Consider the following 14778-nt stretch of genomic DNA (forward strand, 5'->3'; position numbering starts at 1 on the left):
CCGGCAGTCATGCCGGGTTTTTTTATGCTTCTATCCCTTGCAGGAACGGGTTGCTCCTCCGCTCCTCGCCGATACGACCGCCGGGGCCGTGGCCGCAGAGAAAACCGACATCATCGCCCAGCGGCAGAACCTTGTCCCGAATGGAGCGGAGAAGGGTTGCATGGTCGCCACCAGGCAGGTCGGTGCGCCCGATCGAGCCGTTGAACAGCACATCCCCCAGGTGCGCAAACCGCTGCTCCCGGTGGAAATAGATCACGTGGCCGGGCGCGTGGCCGGGGCAATGGTAGACATCGAAGACATGCCCGTCGAAGGAAACCTGCTCACCATCGGTCAGAATTCGGTCGGGCTCTAGGTTGCGAACCTTCATCGGCACACCGAACATCTTCGCCTGGGCTTCTAGCCCCTGCAGGAGCGGCAGGTCATCGCGATGAGGTCCGATAACCTTGACCCCGAGCGCCTCCCGCAATTCATCCGCGCCCCCGGCATGGTCGATGTGGCCATGCGTGAGCCAGATTTCGCGGATGGTCAGCTTGTTGCCATCGATTGCCTCGACGATCCGCTCCACGTCGCCACCCGGGTCGATGACCACGCCACCCTTCGTGTCAGCATCGAAGAGGATGGCGCAATTCTGCTGGAAGGGGGTCACCGGGACGATACCGGCCTGCAATCTGCCCATGAGGAACTCCACAATCTCGGGCCGATCTACAATGCCTTTGGCGAGGGTGGCAAGGCTTGTGCGGGCAGGACTAGTTGGAGGCCGTCATGTAGGCGCCATTTGCCGATACCGGAGGTGCGAAGGATGCAGTGGCAAGCAACAGGGCAGAAACGGCAACCTTTGCGGTAAAGACGGTGATCAGCAGCGGCCGAAGCGAGTTCGACGGAGACTGCTTTTCGGGAGCGCCGGCCGTCTTGGAAGTGTCTTCTGTATGCATTGTCTCTCTCCGATCTGTATGGACACGGCAACGGCGCTGCCCCGGCTTCGGTTCCGCAAAAATCAAGCTTTGCTCCTTCGCCGCCGCCGCGCGCTTCTGCCATGCTCTTTCGCGGGAACAGGTTGCTTCCAAGGGGGTTACGACACGATGGGCCCAAGGCATCGCCTCTGCTGCGTGAGATCGACCGCGGCGCCACAGCCGCTGCGGGCATCACGGCAAACAGCGCCGCGTCACACTCCCTGCTCTCACGATTGCGGTTGATTGTTCCGCCCGTTCGCGCTTTATCGGGACAGGTTTGGCGAAGAAGAAGAGCGTCCGGCGCATGGCTGCGGCAGACGCCGGGGAAGGACAGGGTGTCACGTGCACCGGCAGCAAAAGCAGTGAAGAAGGAACGGCCGGTACTACCGGCGGTGAACGAGGCGCAGATCGATTTCGAGACCATCGAACTTCTGTTCTTTGCCTATCGCGATTTCGTGTCCGATCCGGATGCGATCCTTGCCAGGATTGGCATGGGGCGTGCCCATCATCGCGTCGTCTATTTCGTCTCACGTCATCCGGGCATGATGGTCACCGACCTTCTCGACATTCTGCAGATCACCAAGCAGAGCCTTGCACGCGTCCTCAAGCAATTGATCGAGATGGGCTACATCCGCCAGATGGCAGGCGCAAAAGACCGTCGCCAACGGCGGCTCTACCCCACGCTTGCCGGGCGCGAACTGGCGCTTGCCCTCTCCGAGCCACAGTCGCGTCGCATCACCAACGCATTGAATTCCCTCTCTCCCGACGGGCGGGATGCGGTGATAAGCTTCCTCGGCAAGATGCGCGGGCGCGACCCAAGCCTGCAGGTGATTGAAAGCGAGCTGGATTGATGACGGTACTTCTATCCGATGATGCCCCTCACCTCCTCGTCGTCGATGACGATACCCGCATCAGGGATCTGCTCAGCCGATACCTGAGCGAACAGGGCTTTCGCGTCACGGTAGCGGGCGACGCCGCCGAGGCAAGACGCAAGCTGGACGGGTTGAAGTACGACCTCATCATCCTCGACGTCATGATGCCGGGCGAATCCGGCCTGTCCCTGACGCAGTCGCTCTACCAGAACAGAACCACGCCGGTGATCCTGCTCACCGCCAAGGCCGAGGCGGAATCGCGAATCGCCGGACTGGAAGCCGGTGCCGACGATTATCTCTCCAAACCCTTCGATCCCCGCGAACTCGTGCTGAGGATCAACAACATCATCAAGCGCAATGCCTCGCCCGATGCGCCGAAGATCGAGCAGATCATGTTTGGCCCTTTTACGTTCTCGATTGTTCGCAAGGAACTCCGCAAGGCCTCCGAACATATCCGGCTCACCGATCGGGAGCAGGAAATCATGCTCCTCTTCGCCCTGCGCGCAGGCGAAACCATCCCCCGCCATGAATTGATCGGCGATGATGCCGAGGTCGGTGAACGCACCATCGACGTGCAGATCAACCGCTTGCGCCGCAAGATCGAGGACGACCCCGCCAATCCTGTTTATCTCCAGACGGTCCGAGGCATCGGCTACCGCCTGAGCATCGATTGAGCAACCCGATGGCGGACGCACGCACGAGAGCCATCGCGGCGTTCGACACCCTTCGAAGGGACTTCCGCGCCATCCAGATTCCGGGGTTGCGCCTGATCAAGCGCCGGTTGAAGCGGCTTTTGCCGACCCGGCTTTACACCCGCTCGGTGATGATCGTCATCATACCGATGCTGCTGCTGCAAAGCGTGGTCGCCGCGGTCTTCATGGAACGCCACTGGCGAATGGTGACCGAGCGCCTGTCGGAGGGGGTGACGCGGGATATAGCAGCCTTGATCACCATGATAGAAACCGATCCGGACGGCGTCGATCAGGGCTATATTTCCCGCATAGCAAACGAACTGAACCTGACCGTTGCGATTGAGCCTGGAGGGGAACTGCCGCCGCCCCGCCCCAAGCCCTTCTTCTCCATTCTCGACGGCATCCTGGCGGACCAGATCAGCAATCGTATCCAGCGCCCCTTCTGGATCGACACGGTGGGCGACAGCAACCTTGTCGAAATACGCATCAAGCTCGAAGACGAAGTGCTCCGTGTCTTCACGCGCCGCAGTCAGACCTACGCCTCCAACACGCATATCTTCCTGGTCTGGATGGCCGGCACGGCGCTAGCCCTCATCGGCATTTCCGTTCTCTTCCTGCGCGGCCAGATCCGACCGATCCTGATGCTCGCCCAGGCGGCCGAGGCCTTCGGCAAGGGCCAGCGGATTGCCGATTTCACTCCGCGTGGCGCCGACGAAATCCGGCTCGCGGGGTCCGCCTTTATCCTCATGCGCGAACGCATCGAACGGCAGCTCGAGCAGCGGACGGCCATGCTGTCGGGCGTCAGTCACGACCTTCGAACCATCCTGACCCGTTTCAAGCTGCAGCTGGCGCTTGCCGGCGACAGGCCGGAACTGAAAGGCATGGCGCAGGACGTCGATGACATGCAGAACATGCTCGAAGGGTATCTGGCCTTCGCCAAGGGTGAATCAGAGGAGGATGTCGGCCACCTGCGCCTCAGCGAGGTCCTGGAAAAGATCCGGGAGGACTTCCGGCTCAAGGGCAAGAAGATGACCTACGAGATCGACGGGGACGACGACATCGCCGTGCGGCCGAACGCGTTCAGCCGCCTGGTCAACAACCTTGCGGCCAACAGCGAGCGCTATGGAGATGCGCTGCATGTGGAGGCCCGGCACACGGCCCGCTGGCTGACCCTGATCTTCGATGACGATGGCCCCGGAATTCCCGCGGCATCCCGCGAGGAGGTTTTCAAGCCCTTCTTCCGGCTCGACGAGGCGCGCAACATCGACAAGTCCGGCACCGGTCTCGGCCTGTCGATCGTGCGTGACATCGCCCACGCCCATGGCGGCAACGTCACCCTTTCCGACAGTCCGCAAGGTGGCCTGAGAGCAGTAGTCCGGGTGCCAGCCTGATAGCCTGAGGCGGTTACATCAGCTTCCGACCGTTCGGCACCGGCCGCTCCACGGCCGCCAGCACGATAGCCCCCGCCTCGTCCTCGAAGCCCAGCGTCAGCACCTCGGAGCGAAAGGGGCCGATCTGTCGCGGCGGAAAGTTCACCACCGCGAGCACCTGGCGGCCAACCAAATCCTGCTCGTCATAGTGCACCGTGATCTGCGCCGAAGATTTCTTGACGCCGATCTCGGCGCCGAAGTCGATCTTCAGCTTCCAGGCCGGCTTGCGCGCCTCCGGGAACGGCGCAACCTCGATCACCGTCCCCACGCGGATATCGACCTTCTCGAAGTCGCCGTAGGAGATTTCGTCTGTCATCTGCCGGCCCTCAGCTGCCGAGTTCTTCCGCCCGCTGCCGTGCGGCTGCGATTGCCTTGTCGAACAGCGGCTGCATGCCCTCTTCCGCCATCAGCACCGCGAGCGCCGCAGCCGTGGTTCCACCCGGAGACGTAACGTTCTGGCGAAGGCGCGAAGGTGTCTCGGGAGACCGGTGCAACAGCTCACCGGCTCCCGAGACTGTTTCCCGTGCGAGGCGCATGGCGAGGTCCGCCGGCAGGCCGGCCTTGCGGCCTGCCTCCGCCATACATTCGACGAGATAGAAGACGTAGGCGGGTCCACTGCCGGATACGGCGGTGACGGCATCGATATCCTGCTCGCTCGCCACCCACTCCACGGGTCCGCTGACCCGGAGCAATGCGTCCACCTGTGCGCGCTGCGTGCTGGTCACACGACCGTTGGCATAGGCACCCGTCACCCCACGGCCGATCATGGCGGGAGTATTGGGCATGGCGCGTACCATCGCTCCCTGCCCCAGATGCCCCTCGATGGAGGCAAGCGTCTTCCCCGCGGCGATCGATACGATCACCGTGTCGGCGGAGACGATGGTCTTGAGGGATGGCAGCACTGCGTCCATCACCTGCGGCTTCACCGCAAGAAAGATGATCTCCGGCACGATGCCTTCCGGCGGGGTAACCGCATGTCGGGCGCCGGCATCGACAATGCGCGTCTGCATCTCCGGCGACGGCGAAGGGTCGATCACGATGATCGCCTTGCCGGGCACTCCGGCATCCACCCATCCGGCAAGCAGGGCACCGCCCATGTTGCCGGCACCGACGAGAACGACCGAACCCGCGGGAGCCGCGCCGCTCATGCTTCCCCCACGGTCTCGAACAACACAACCTCCATGGCATTCTTGGCGTCCATTCCGGACCACACGACGAACTGGAAGGCCTGGAAGTAGCTCTCGCAGGCGTCGAGCGCACTGGATAACAAAACCTCCACCTGCTGGCTCGTGGGCTCGGCCCCGCCAGCGAGCAACAGCGATTGACGGAAGATGACCACATCCTCCTGTCGCCACAGGTCGAAATGCCCCATCAACACCTGCCCATTGATGTGTGACAGCAGGCGGATCACCTCGTTGACCCTTGCGTCGGGGATCCTGATGTCGAAGGCGCAGGCGAGATGAAGGGCTTCGAACTCCTCCATCCACGAAAAGGAGACATGATAATCTGCCCAGCGGCCCTCGACCGTCATGGCAATCTCGTCTTCGCCCGAGCGCTCGAACGCCCAGTCGTTCGATGCCGCGACGACCTCGATCATGTCGACGGGATTGGACTGGCGACCGAATTCAAATTCCATGAGGCTCATGCAGCACCTTTTCGACCGGAGTGAAATCTGACGTTCGTGAAGGACGCGAGACGCAGGACACACCACCGGAAACAACAATTCTGATGATCGCCCGACACCGACAAGTATAGGGCCGCGAACCTGCCCGGAGCTTACGGGCCGTTTCGAATCATCATTTAAAATCAGTGTATAGTTGCCGAGTCCGGCTGCCAGCCCCCGAGGGCCATTTTGACGTGGACGGAGTGCTGGAGCGGTTGCTGCACGGCTTCAGCTGGGAGTCATAAGCGACTCTGGGGATTGTCTTTTTTGGACCTGTCCACAGGAGCGAAATTTTCTTCGTTTTTTAACGATCTAGCGGCCGCGGCGTGATCCCGCGACCGTGAGCCGTCTACGGCGCCTAAGCTGCGCGGAAGGCGTCACCCTTGCGTCGCGAGCTTTGCCTCGAGTGCCTCGATGCGCGCCTTCAGCGCCTCGTTCTCATCGCGCGCCCGTGCCGCCATTTCGCGCACCGCCTCGAACTCCTCGCGCTTGACCACATCCATGTTGTTGAGGAAGCGCTCCGCCTGGGCCTGGAAGGCCGTTTCCGCCTCTCGCCGCAGTCCCTGGGCCGCCCCGGCTGCGTCGGTCATCAACTTGGCGAAATCGTCTAGGATTCGGTTCGTGCCGTTGGACATGGTCATGAGCTCCCGTGGTTGCGGCCAGCGCCGTGCTGGTGAAGTAGGGTTTTGCGCCTTCTCTTGCAAGCCGATAGACAGCCCGGAGATTGGCCTTGACCGCTGTCGGGCCTGTCGCCATGTTCCGCCCCTGTCGCATCCGTGGGAAGGCACGCCTTGTTGGAAGTTCTGAATACGCTCGCCGTCATGCCGTTTCCGGACATTGATCCGGTCGCCTTCGCGATCGGACCCGTCGCGGTTCACTGGTATGGCTTGGCCTATGTCGCCGGCATCCTCTGCGGCTGGCTCTATGCCAGGAGGCTGGCTGCGAATGATGCACTGTGGCCGCAGGACCGCTCCCCCCTTACTGCCGCGCATCTGGACGACTTCCTGCTCTGGGTGGCGGTCGGCATCGTTCTCGGCGGCCGCATCGGCTATGTGCTCTTCTACGATCTGGCCGCGGTCTCGCAGGATCCGATGCGGGCGATAGAGATCTGGAACGGCGGCATGTCCTTCCACGGGGGCTTTCTGGGCGCGACGCTGGCGATGATCCTCTTTGCCCGCCGCAACGGCATACCGGTCCTCAGCATGTTCGACACGATTGCCGCAGTCGTTCCCTTCGGCCTGTTTTTCGGGCGCATCGCCAACTTCATCAATGGCGAATTGTGGGGACGGATCAGCGATGTCCCATGGGCGGTGGTCTTCCCCACCGGCGGGCCCTTCTCTCGTCATCCAAGCCAGTTGTACGAGGCGGGCCTTGAAGGCCTCCTCCTTCTGGCCGTCCTCGCGTTTCTCGTTCTGCGCTGGAAGGCGCTGAAATGGCCGGGCTTCGTGGCGGGCGCCTTTGTCTGCGGCTATGGCCTCTCCCGGATTTTCGTGGAATTCTTCCGCGAGCCGGACGCCCAGCTCGGCTATCTTGCGTTCGGCTGGTTGACGATGGGGATGGTGCTGTCGCTGCCAATGGTCGCCCTGGGCGTCTGGCTGATGTTGCGGGCTCGAAAGAGCGCCGCCTGAACGGAGACTTTGGGTACCATGAGCACGCCGCTCGCCGCAAAGATCAAGAGGCTGATCCGGGCGACCGGCCCCATGAGTGTGGGCGATTACTTCGCCATGTGTCTCGCCGATCCGGAGCACGGCTACTACCGTACAAGGGAGCCATTTGGGACAGCGGGAGACTTCATAACTGCGCCAGAGATCAGCCAGCTCTTCGGGGAGATTCTCGGGATCTTCATGATTCATGCCTGGCAGCAGCATGGTTCACCCGCAGACGTCCGGTTGGTGGAGATTGGCCCGGGCCGAGGCACCATGATGGCGGACATGCTCCGGGTCATCAGCCGTCTCGCACCACGACTGTTCGACGGGATGAGCATTCATCTGGTGGAAACGAGCGAGCGCCTGCGCGGCCTGCAGCGGATAACGCTGGAATCGCATTCCCGCCGGATCGCTTGGCATCGCGATTTCCAGGAAGCGCCGCCGGGCCCTGCTCTGATCGTGGCGAACGAACTCTTCGACGCCATTCCTATCCGCCAGTTCGTCAAGACGCCGGAGGGGTTTCGCGAACGCGTCGTGGCACTCGAGGGGGACGACCAGTTGTCCTTCTCGCTTGGTGTCGCTGGACTTGATCCTGCCCTTCTCCCTTCGCCAGCCTCGTCCGTGCCGGACGGTACGATCTTCGAGGTCGCCCCGGCCCGGCAGGCGGTGATGTCGACCTTGTGCGACCGGCTGAAGGCCACGGGCGGCACCGCGCTGATCATAGATTACGGCCACATGGTCACCGGCTTTGGCGATACGCTGCAGGCTATTCGCGGTCATGCATATGATCCACCGCTGGCACATCCGGGTGAAGCCGATCTGACGAGCCACGTGGATTTCGAGGACCTGGCGCGGATAGCGCTTGGTTGCGGCATCCACCTCAATGGTGGCATGAGGCAAGGAGACTTCCTTCGCGGCCTCGGGCTCTCCGAGCGGGCTGCAGCACTCGCCGGCGGCAAGAACGCAGCCGACCAGAAGCTTATCGCCGCCGCCGTCGACAGGCTCGCTGGCGAGGGAGCGGGCAAGATGGGCGAGCTTTTCAAGGTGATTGCAGTATCCTCCCCGGCGCTTGATCTTGCACCGTTTCGTCCGGTGGCGTGACGAACATGGAGATTGACAGCCCAGCCACGGTCGCGCCAACATCGCCGCCGACGAAGCAGCACAACCTGTGCATCGGCCCCTGGCCTTACCCCTCCAGACATGAGAGACAGCCTGCCCATGACGGAAAAGTCTTCGCCGACGCCCATCGAAAGCCCGCTCCTCAATGAAAACGGCGGCAGCCGCGTGCGCCATGGCTACTTCACCCGCCAGGGCGGCGTTTCCGAAGGGATCTATGCCGGGCTGAATGTAGGTGTGGGCTCCAACGACGAGACGCACAAGGTCAGGGAAAACCGTGACCGCGTTGCTACATGGTTCGGCCTTCCACTCGACCGGCTTGCCACCGTGCATCAGGTCCACTCGCCGGACGTGGTGGTGGTAGATGCGCAATACGGAGGAGAGCGTCCGAAGGCGGACGCGCTGGTGACCGCGACCCCGGGCGTGATACTGGGCGTATTGACGGCGGACTGCGGCCCTGTCCTGTTCTGCGACGGAGACAACGGTGTCATTGGAGCTGCCCATGCAGGCTGGAAGGGAGCGCTGGGCGGCGTCTTGGAAAACACCGTCGAGGCGATGGTCAGCATCGGCGCCGATCGCGACGGGATCACCGCATGCCTCGGCCCTTCGATAGGGCCGGAGAGCTACGAAGTCGGACCCGAGTTCATCGAACGATTCCTTCAGTTCGATGATGGCTACGACGCCTTTTTCACGCCGGCGCCGAAGCAGGGGCACGCCTATTTCGACCTTCAGGCCTTGACCCTGCACCGGCTGCAAGCCGCCGGCATTCGTGCCACGCATCTGGGGATGGACACCTATGCCGACGAGACGAGGTTCTATTCCTATCGCCGCACCACGCACCGGGGCGAGCCGGATTACGGTCGCCAGATTTCCGCAATAGCGATGACGGAGAAGTAAGATGGCGCTGCATTTCGAACGCGAGGAATATGCCGCCCGGCTCGAGCGCCTTGTCGAGAAGATGCGCGAGGAAAAGCTGGAAGCCCTGCTGCTCTTTGCCCAGGAAAGCATGTACTGGCTCACCGGCTACGACAGCTTCGGCTACTGCTTCTTCCAGACGCTCGTGGTCAAGGCGGACGGGACGATGACGCTCCTGACGCGCTCGGCCGACCTCCGGCAGGCGCGCCACACGTCGATCATCGAGAATGTGGTCGTCTGGGTCGACCGTGTGAACGCCGACCCGACGCTCGACCTGAAGAACCTCCTGAGCGACTTCGACCTGCTTGGCGCCCGCATCGGCATCGAATTCGACACGCACGGCATGACGGGACGGGTGGCGCGCCTCCTGGACAATCAACTGGCTTCGTTCGGCCAGATCATCGACGCCTCATACCTGGTCAGCGGGCTTCGCCTCGTCAAAAGCCCGGCCGAAGTCACCCATGTCAGGCGCGCGGCCGAACTGGCCGATGATGCATTGGATGCAGCTCTTCCCCTCATCAAGGCCGGAGGAAGCGAGGCCGATATCCTCGCCGCCATGCAGGGTGCCGTCTTCAGCGGCGGCGGCGACTACCCGGCGAACGAATTCATCATAGGCTCGGGCCCAGACGCCCTGCTCTGCCGCTACAAGGCCGGCCGGCGGACACTCGAAGCCAGCGACCAACTCACGCTCGAATGGGCCGGCGTCAGTGCCCACTACCACGCCGCCATGATGCGCACCGTGGTGATTGGAGAGCCAAGCGCTCGTCACCGGGAGCTCTACAAGGCGTGCCACGAAGCGATCAAAGGGATCGAAGGCGTGCTTCGCCCGGGCAATACGTTCGGGGACGTCTTCGATACCCACGCGGAGATATTCGACGAGCGCGGACTGACGCGCCATAGGCTCAACGCCTGCGGCTACTCTCTCGGCGCCCGCTTCTCCCCGTCCTGGATGGAGCACCAGATGTTCCATGTCGGCAACCCGCAGGAAATCCTGCCGAACATGACGCTGTTCACGCACATGATCATCATGGATTCCGACACCGGTACCGCCATGACCCTCGGCCACACCTATCTCACCACGGAAGACGCTCCTGAACCACTGTCGCGCCACGGCCTCGATCTCATCCTGAGATGAGGCATCCACAGGCCGATTTGACAGGCCGGAAACCGAGCTTCTAAGTTCGGCGCGGGCGGACCGGGCGACGGAGGCGGCATGCGGTTGGTGATAGCAGGACTGGTCATCGCATTGTCTTCGGCAATTTTGGCGGGATGCACGACCGACGCTCTGACGCCGCCGGCCGATGTTGGTGGGGGGCTGCGACCGTCGACACCGGTGACGCAGGCCGAGGCCGACCGGCTCGCGCGGACGCCTGATCCACAGGACTACGGCTCCGACACCTACGGCCAACAGCCCCGACAGTACCCGCCGCAGAACACGCTCGAAGCGCAAGCCCAGGCTCTGCAATCCGGCGCTTCCCCAGCGGCTTCCTCGCCGCCCGTCCAACAGCGCCAGCAAGCAGAGCCAGCGGCCGCACCGGCACAGCCGGCCCCACAGGCCGTCGCCACGCAAGGTTCGGTCCGCTTCCTACCCATCATCGGGGCGCCCCTGCAGGCGGTAACGCCGCTTTCGCGCCAGCTTGGAACACAGGCACGTGCGAGCGGGCTGACGATCCGGGCCTCAGGCGACAGCACGACGGATCACATCCTCAAGGGATATTTCTCCGCCTTCGCCGACGGCGAAGCCGTGACCGTCGTCTATGTCTGGGACATCCTCGACAACAGTGGGGGCCGGTTGCACCGCGTGCAGGGTCAGGAGCGGATCGCGGCCTCTCCGCGGGGCGATCCGTGGTCGGCTGTTCCCACTGCCACCATGGAGACGATCGCCACCAAGACGATCAACGAATATGTGGCCTGGAAGAATACGCGTCCCGGCTGACGGACGTCACGGTTTATTCATAAAATTAGGGGAGCTGGACCGAACGCTCTTGCATTCGGCTAGTGCAACGGTAAAAGGCGCCCATCCAGCGTCAGAACGGGCGGACCGAAATGAAGGTTTTCGCAGGCAATTCGAACCGGCAGCTTGCCGATGCGATCTGCAGCTATCTCAATGTACCAGTCGGAAAAGCCAGCGTCAGACGCTTTGCGGACCAGGAAATCTTCGTAGAGATACAGGAAAACGTGCGAGGCGAGGATGTCTTCGTCATCCAGTCCACGTCGTTCCCTGCCAATGACCACCTGATGGAGCTCCTGATCATGATCGACGCCTTCCGTCGGTCCTCTGCCAAGCGCATCACCGCGGTCCTCCCCTATTTCGGCTATGCCCGCCAGGACCGCAAGGCCGGCCCCCGCACGCCGATCTCCGCCAAGCTCGTCGCCAACCTGATCACCGAGGCGGGCGCCGACCGCGTCCTGACGCTCGATCTTCATGCAGGCCAGATCCAGGGCTTCTTCGACATCCCGACGGACAATCTGTTCGCCGTGCCGATCCTCGCCCGCGACGTAAAGGACAACTACGACGTCAGGAACGTCATGGTCGTCTCTCCCGATGTCGGCGGCGTCGTGCGCGCCCGCTCGCTCGCCAAGCGGATCGACTGTCCGCTTGCCATCGTCGACAAGCGCCGCGAGCGTGCCGGTGAGTCCGAGGTGATGAACGTGATCGGCGAAGTCGCCGGCAAGGATTGCCTGCTGGTCGACGACATCGTCGATTCCGGCGGAACGCTTTGCAACGCTGCCGAAGCCCTTCTGGACAAGGGCGCAACCAGCGTTACCGCATATATCACCCACGGCGTCCTGTCCGGAGGCGCCGTCGCCCGCATCACTTCATCCAAGCTGCGCGAACTCGTGATCACCGACTCGATCCAGCCGACCACGGCCGTGCAGTCGGCCCACAATATCCGCGTCGTCACCACCGCAAACCTGCTCGGCGAAGCCATCAACCGGACGGCTTCAGAGGAATCGGTCTCCAGCCTCTTCGACTGACCGGCGGCTCAGACGGCAGTATACGAGAGTCGTTCATTAACGCTGCCGCAATGAATTACTGACAAAGCTTCCGCACCAGTTTTACGTGTGTGGGGGATCTTTATCGTCATGTCGCAGCCATTGAAGCGTGTCGGCGCCGGAAAATCTTGGTCGCTGAAAGCCAAGTTCGCCGGGCTCGTCGTTGGTGCAACCTTCGTATCCTGCCTTTCCGTCGGCTTGCTGAGCTATCAGATCGGCAAGAGCGGGCTCATCGAAGCCAGCCAGCTTCGACTTGAGTCGATCGCCGCTAACCAGTCCGACGATCTCTCGACATACCAGGCCAGGATCCAACAGGCGCTGAGCGAACTCGGTCAGAACAGCGCGATCGGCCAGGCGGTCGATACGATGTCCAACATCATCCCCGCCGAGGGAGACCAGATCCGGGCCGCCTACCAGAAGTCGGACCTCACCCCCATGCAGCGCGCCGAGTTGAGCGACGCCGGGCTGAAGCTCCTTTACGCAATCCAGCACGCGACCATCCACGGCACGATCGTGAGCGCCTGGAAGAACGCCGGCGTCAGTGAAATCTATATCGTCGATACGAAGGGCCAGGTGATCTACTCCGTTACCAAGGGCTCGGAGCTCCTCGAACAGGCCTCCGCGATCTCCGGCATCAACGATATCCTCGGCCGGATAAACGGCGGCTCTTCTGACCAGATCCACACCTCGACCTTCGCTCCGTTCGATGCCGATGGCGGCAAGCCTTCTGCGTTGATCGGCAAGCAACTGGCCGTCTCCTCCTGGGGGGACACTGTCGTCAAGGGTGCGGTCATCTTCAGGGTGTCGGCAGAGCGACTGGTCAACGCCGTCACTCCCAAGGAGTACGGCACGTCGATCGACGAGGCGCTGCTGCTCGACAGCAAGGGTACTTTCCGCACCGGCTCCTTCGTCGACGGACAATCGCACGACGTCCCGGCAGATCTTGCCGAAGCGGCCACGGGGCAGACCACCGGCTCGGCGTTCGCAACCGTGGCCGACAAGCCGCTGTTCTTCGCCTATCAGCCGGTTTCCCTCTTCGGCGAGAAGCACCTTCTGGCTGTGGGCCAGAACGAAGCGCAGGTATTGGCATCGGCCCGCGAACTCGCCTATTGGGCGATCCTCGCCACGCTTGCCGTGTTGGTCGTGATGGGCCTCGCCGGCACGTACATCGCCGCCCGCCTCACGCGTCCGCTGACGGAACTCGCAAGGCTGATGAACCGTCTCAATGACGGCGACAAATCGATCGTCGTCGAGCATACCGGGCGCGGCGACGAGGTCGGCACCATGGCTCGCGCGCTCGAATCCTTCCGCCAGGGTGCCCTGGACAAGGAACGCATGGAGGAAGAGGCTCACCGCAAGAGCGAGGAGATCGACGAGGAGCGGCAGCAGCGGGAGGCCGAGAAGGCCGCCAGCGCCCGTGAGATCGAAGAAGCCGTCTCGGCGCTCGCAACCGGTCTCGCCGCCCTCTCCCGCGGCAAGCTCGACCAGCGCATCACCAAGGCTTTCGCCCCGTCGCTCGATCACCTGCGCCACGACTTCAACAACTCGCTGGCCGGTCTTGAGGAGACGATCTCCGCGATCGGCAGCAGCGTCACCACCATCCGGGCAGGTTCGAGCGAACTGAAGATGGCCTCCGACGATCTGTCGCGGCGCACCGAACGTCAGGCTGCGGCACTGGAAGAGGCTGCCGCGGCTCTCGGCGAAATGACTGGAGCCGTCAACGGCGCCCTGAACCGTTGCGAGACGGCGGTGGACGTCGCGGCCGATACGTTGAAGGGCGCACACACCTCCACAGCCGTGGTGCGCGATGCGATCGGTGCGATGGAGCGGATCGAAAGCTCATCCTCCAAGATCCGTCAGATCATCGACGTGATCGACCAGATCGCCTTCCAGACCAACCTGCTGGCGCTCAATGCCGGCGTCGAGGCGGCACGTGCCGGTGAAGCCGGCAAGGGCTTTGCGGTCGTGGCTCAGGAAGTCCGGGAACTCGCGCAGAAGTCGGCGACCGCGGCGCGCGACATCGGCGCTCTGATCACGGCATCGGCCTCTGATGTCGAGAACGGCGTCGCACTCGTCCTCAAGACCGGAGAAAGCCTGGAACACATCCAGGGCAACATCCAGTCGATCAACGAGCATATCGGCGCGATCGTCGGCTCGTCGCGTGAACAGTCGGCGCGCCTGACGGAGATCAATTCCGCCGTCAGCGGCCTCGACCAGGTGACGCAGCAGAATGCCGCCATGGTCGAGGAGACCTCCGCGTCGGCGCATTCGCTGGCCAACGAGGCGGAAGTGTTGAACGAGCAGATCAGCCACTTCTCCGTCGGCAATGCCGGCGCAAGCCAGGGCGATCGTCGCGCGGCCTGACCTACTAACTCTCGTCGTTCAAAGCGCCGGCTCCACCAGGAGCCGGCGCTTTTCTTTGTGGGCTTGATTATCGCTCCCGTTTTCAATCCGCCACAAAGGCTCTACGTGTACCCGCCGAAGAGGAAAACATCCC

Annotated in this window: 16 protein-coding genes; 10 read left to right on the forward strand and 6 right to left on the reverse strand. The window is 62.8% G+C overall.

Annotated features, from left to right (window positions below; translation table 11 throughout):
- Nucleotides 1–22 precede the first annotated feature (22 nt).
- Together NT26_RS11055 and NT26_RS11060 are read right to left on the reverse strand one after the other, a co-directional pair.
- Nucleotides 23–676 carry an MBL fold metallo-hydrolase gene (locus NT26_RS11055; protein WP_052638873.1) on the reverse strand — a complete coding sequence of 218 codons (654 nt, stop codon included), beginning with the start codon at nt 674–676 and terminating at the stop codon, nt 23–25.
- A 70-nt stretch (nt 677–746) separates the two neighbouring features.
- Entirely contained in the window at nt 747–932 is a 186-nt protein-coding gene (locus NT26_RS11060) for a hypothetical protein (RefSeq protein WP_052638874.1), read from the reverse strand.
- A 353-nt stretch (nt 933–1285) separates the two neighbouring features.
- On the opposite strand from NT26_RS11060, the gene NT26_RS11065 reads away from it, so the two are divergent.
- Genes NT26_RS11065 through NT26_RS11075 form a run of 3 tightly spaced genes read left to right on the forward strand, consistent with a single transcriptional unit; the run spans nt 1286 to nt 3905 of the window.
- A complete protein-coding gene (locus NT26_RS11065) occupies nt 1286–1801 on the forward strand; it encodes a MarR family winged helix-turn-helix transcriptional regulator (RefSeq protein WP_052638875.1) in 516 nt (171 codons plus the stop codon).
- A complete protein-coding gene (locus tag NT26_RS11070) occupies nt 1801–2496 on the forward strand; it encodes a response regulator (protein WP_052638876.1) in 696 nt (231 codons plus the stop codon). The genes NT26_RS11065 and NT26_RS11070 overlap by 1 nt, the downstream gene beginning before the upstream one ends.
- Nucleotides 2497–2504: 8 nt before the next feature.
- A complete protein-coding gene (locus tag NT26_RS11075; protein WP_052638877.1) occupies nt 2505–3905 on the forward strand; it encodes an ATP-binding protein in 1401 nt (466 codons plus the stop codon).
- A 13-nt stretch (nt 3906–3918) separates the two neighbouring features.
- Here the strand turns inward: NT26_RS11075 and NT26_RS11080 are convergent, their stop codons facing one another.
- The 4 genes from NT26_RS11080 to NT26_RS11095 all read right to left on the reverse strand — a co-directional run bounded on the left by NT26_RS11080 (nt 3919) and on the right by NT26_RS11095 (nt 6242).
- Nucleotides 3919–4260, reverse strand: coding sequence for a tRNA-binding protein (locus tag NT26_RS11080; protein ID WP_052638878.1), 342 nt, complete (start codon nt 4258–4260; stop codon nt 3919–3921).
- Between the two features lie 10 nt (nt 4261–4270).
- On the reverse strand, nt 4271–5092 hold the full coding sequence (gene proC, locus NT26_RS11085; protein ID WP_052638879.1) for a pyrroline-5-carboxylate reductase: 822 nt from the start codon (nt 5090–5092) through the stop codon (nt 4271–4273).
- Nucleotides 5089–5589 carry a type III secretion system chaperone family protein gene (locus NT26_RS11090; RefSeq protein ID WP_052638880.1) on the reverse strand — a complete coding sequence of 167 codons (501 nt, stop codon included), beginning with the start codon at nt 5587–5589 and terminating at the stop codon, nt 5089–5091. The genes proC and NT26_RS11090 overlap by 4 nt, the downstream gene beginning before the upstream one ends.
- A 395-nt stretch (nt 5590–5984) precedes the next feature.
- The gene (locus tag NT26_RS11095) at nt 5985–6242 is read right to left on the reverse strand and encodes an accessory factor UbiK family protein (protein ID WP_052638881.1); all 258 of its coding nucleotides are present in this window, start codon (nt 6240–6242) and stop codon (nt 5985–5987) included.
- Nucleotides 6243–6428: 186 nt separating this feature from the next.
- Here NT26_RS11095 and lgt point away from each other — a divergent pair, with 186 nt between their 5' ends.
- The 7 genes from lgt (at nt 6429) to NT26_RS11130 (ending at nt 14645) form a co-directional block, all read left to right on the forward strand.
- Nucleotides 6429–7235: a prolipoprotein diacylglyceryl transferase gene (lgt, locus tag NT26_RS11100; protein ID WP_052642067.1), complete on the forward strand. Its 807-nt coding sequence runs from the start codon at nt 6429–6431 to the stop codon at nt 7233–7235.
- An 18-nt stretch (nt 7236–7253) separates the two neighbouring features.
- The gene (locus NT26_RS11105; RefSeq protein ID WP_052638882.1) at nt 7254–8354 is read left to right on the forward strand and encodes a class I SAM-dependent methyltransferase; all 1101 of its coding nucleotides are present in this window, start codon (nt 7254–7256) and stop codon (nt 8352–8354) included.
- Between the two features lie 117 nt (nt 8355–8471).
- On the forward strand, nt 8472–9266 hold the full coding sequence (gene pgeF, locus NT26_RS11110) for a peptidoglycan editing factor PgeF (protein WP_052638883.1): 795 nt from the start codon (nt 8472–8474) through the stop codon (nt 9264–9266).
- A 1-nt stretch (nt 9267) separates the two neighbouring features.
- Nucleotides 9268–10419 (forward strand): M24 family metallopeptidase, encoded by a 1152-nt coding sequence (locus tag NT26_RS11115; protein ID WP_052638884.1) that lies wholly within the window; start codon nt 9268–9270, stop codon nt 10417–10419.
- A 78-nt stretch (nt 10420–10497) separates the two neighbouring features.
- Entirely contained in the window at nt 10498–11220 is a 723-nt protein-coding gene (locus NT26_RS11120; protein ID WP_052638885.1) for a hypothetical protein, read from the forward strand.
- Between the two features lie 110 nt (nt 11221–11330).
- Nucleotides 11331–12263 (forward strand): ribose-phosphate pyrophosphokinase, encoded by a 933-nt coding sequence (locus NT26_RS11125; RefSeq protein WP_052638886.1) that lies wholly within the window; start codon nt 11331–11333, stop codon nt 12261–12263.
- A gap of 108 nt (nt 12264–12371) precedes the next feature.
- Nucleotides 12372–14645, forward strand: a complete 2274-nt coding sequence (locus tag NT26_RS11130; RefSeq protein ID WP_052638887.1) for a methyl-accepting chemotaxis protein — start codon at nt 12372–12374, stop codon at nt 14643–14645.
- Nucleotides 14646–14778: the final 133 nt, after the last annotated feature.

This window comes from Pseudorhizobium banfieldiae, assembly GCF_000967425.1.
In the GTDB taxonomy this organism is placed as follows: Bacteria; Pseudomonadota; Alphaproteobacteria; order Rhizobiales; family Rhizobiaceae; genus Neorhizobium; species Neorhizobium banfieldiae.

What these genes read in the sequence shown, in the direction of transcription:
- NT26_RS11055 (WP_052638873.1), bottom strand. Translation starts at nt 676, where the DNA reads ATGGGCAGATTGCAGGCCGGTATCGTCCCGGTGACCCCCTTCCAGCAG.
- NT26_RS11060 (WP_052638874.1), bottom strand. Translation starts at nt 932, where the DNA reads ATGCATACAGAAGACACTTCCAAGACGGCCGGCGCTCCCGAAAAGCAG.
- NT26_RS11070 (WP_052638876.1), top strand. Translation starts at nt 1,801, where the DNA reads ATGACGGTACTTCTATCCGATGATGCCCCTCACCTCCTCGTCGTCGAT.
- NT26_RS11075 (WP_052638877.1), top strand. Translation starts at nt 2,505, where the DNA reads ATGGCGGACGCACGCACGAGAGCCATCGCGGCGTTCGACACCCTTCGA.
- NT26_RS11080 (WP_052638878.1), bottom strand. Translation starts at nt 4,260, where the DNA reads ATGACAGACGAAATCTCCTACGGCGACTTCGAGAAGGTCGATATCCGC.
- proC (WP_052638879.1), bottom strand. Translation starts at nt 5,092, where the DNA reads ATGAGCGGCGCGGCTCCCGCGGGTTCGGTCGTTCTCGTCGGTGCCGGC.
- NT26_RS11090 (WP_052638880.1), bottom strand. Translation starts at nt 5,589, where the DNA reads ATGAGCCTCATGGAATTTGAATTCGGTCGCCAGTCCAATCCCGTCGAC.
- NT26_RS11095 (WP_052638881.1), bottom strand. Translation starts at nt 6,242, where the DNA reads ATGTCCAACGGCACGAACCGAATCCTAGACGATTTCGCCAAGTTGATG.
- lgt (WP_052642067.1), top strand. Translation starts at nt 6,429, where the DNA reads ATGCCGTTTCCGGACATTGATCCGGTCGCCTTCGCGATCGGACCCGTC.
- NT26_RS11105 (WP_052638882.1), top strand. Translation starts at nt 7,254, where the DNA reads ATGAGCACGCCGCTCGCCGCAAAGATCAAGAGGCTGATCCGGGCGACC.
- pgeF (WP_052638883.1), top strand. Translation starts at nt 8,472, where the DNA reads ATGACGGAAAAGTCTTCGCCGACGCCCATCGAAAGCCCGCTCCTCAAT.
- NT26_RS11115 (WP_052638884.1), top strand. Translation starts at nt 9,268, where the DNA reads ATGGCGCTGCATTTCGAACGCGAGGAATATGCCGCCCGGCTCGAGCGC.
- NT26_RS11120 (WP_052638885.1), top strand. Translation starts at nt 10,498, where the DNA reads ATGCGGTTGGTGATAGCAGGACTGGTCATCGCATTGTCTTCGGCAATT.
- NT26_RS11125 (WP_052638886.1), top strand. Translation starts at nt 11,331, where the DNA reads ATGAAGGTTTTCGCAGGCAATTCGAACCGGCAGCTTGCCGATGCGATC.
- NT26_RS11130 (WP_052638887.1), top strand. Translation starts at nt 12,372, where the DNA reads ATGTCGCAGCCATTGAAGCGTGTCGGCGCCGGAAAATCTTGGTCGCTG.